This is a genomic window from Psychrobacter sp. 1Y4 (assembly GCF_051847555.1).
The window spans coordinates 1-1,037 of record NZ_JBPYDE010000165.1 but is presented as its reverse complement, the minus strand read 5'-3'; the positions used below and the strand labels follow the sequence as shown (position 1 = coordinate 1,037).

1 protein-coding gene and 1 pseudogene are annotated in these 1,037 nt (G+C 38.3%); both read left to right on the top strand.

Annotated features, from left to right (window positions below):
* Nucleotides 1-369, top strand: a pseudogene (locus ACS8FC_RS15020) (AbiH family protein); the annotation flags it as partial.
* 180 nt (nucleotides 370-549) lie between these two features.
* Nucleotides 550-927 carry a hypothetical protein gene (locus ACS8FC_RS15015; RefSeq protein WP_238036883.1) on the top strand — a complete coding sequence of 126 codons (378 nt, stop codon included), beginning with the start codon at nucleotides 550-552 and terminating at the stop codon, nucleotides 925-927.
* The last annotated feature ends 110 nt before the right edge of the window (nucleotides 928-1,037 follow it).

Below are 1,037 nucleotides of genomic sequence, written 5' to 3'. Positions count from 1 at the left end.
GTATATGGGTTTGTGAAAACCCATCAAAAATTGCTCAATAGTACTGATTATCAATTTCTTGACCATGAAGACCTGAAAATCAATAGCATTAAGGGAGAATCCCTATCTGAAACATCTTATGAGGTTATTGTTTGGGGACATTCTCTAGCTGACTCTGACGCAGAGTATATTAGAGCAATCTTCGCACTAAATAAGAATGAACGTAGCCCGAACTGTAGGCTTAGGGTTATGTGTTATGAAGGAGATGCACATGAACCATTAGCTAATTTGATTCATATCGTAACAAAAGGAGTTATAGAGCAATGGATGAAGAAAGGCTGGCTTGTATTTGAGACAGCGCCTGATATCTACAAAGAGAACGGATATTGACAGCACGTTCTTACTAACATCAAACGCAGTTTTACATATCGCACCTTAAAAAATTGCTCTCTATCTTATAAGATAACTGTGTAAAGCATGACCCACTAAGCATCTATGTAAATGCTGTGCAATAACTATAAAGTTAGGCATGCTCACGTATCTGATAATTATAAAGTTAGGGATGTACTTATGTTTGATATCAAGTCGTTTTTTAAAAGAGAAGTAGAAAAAAAGCTCATCAACGTAGATGATTATATTTTTATGCCTGAGCGCGTAGAGATGGAGCTCGAAGGTGGTCAACTGAACTGTGTATTGAATAGTGATGGCCGCGTAGATATTTTTTATAGTAAAGAAGGCGTGACTGAGGTCGGTTCAGCATCGCGTAAGCATCCGTTTACTGCATTCGAAAAAGAGCTATACCACGGTATCTATGACGACGTTATCAGTGATTTGGTTAAGGAAGTGGATAAAATCATCGACGGCTCTTCTAAGTACTTCCGCCGTGGCCAGTTACTGCCTTTTACCGCCGCTTTATCACAGAACCCAACGGACTCCAACAAGTTCTAGGCTGCTGAGCTTAACTAAACTGAAATTATGGTAAAAAAAGGTATGGCAAAAAAGCAAGCTAATAAAAAAGGTGCGTTATAAACAACGCACCTTTTTTATTAGCTTGTTTT

Coding starts and splice junctions, on each gene's coding strand:
- ACS8FC_RS15015 (WP_238036883.1), top strand. CDS start 550: ATGTTTGATATCAAGTCGTTTTTTAAAAGAGAAGTAGAAAAAAAGCTC.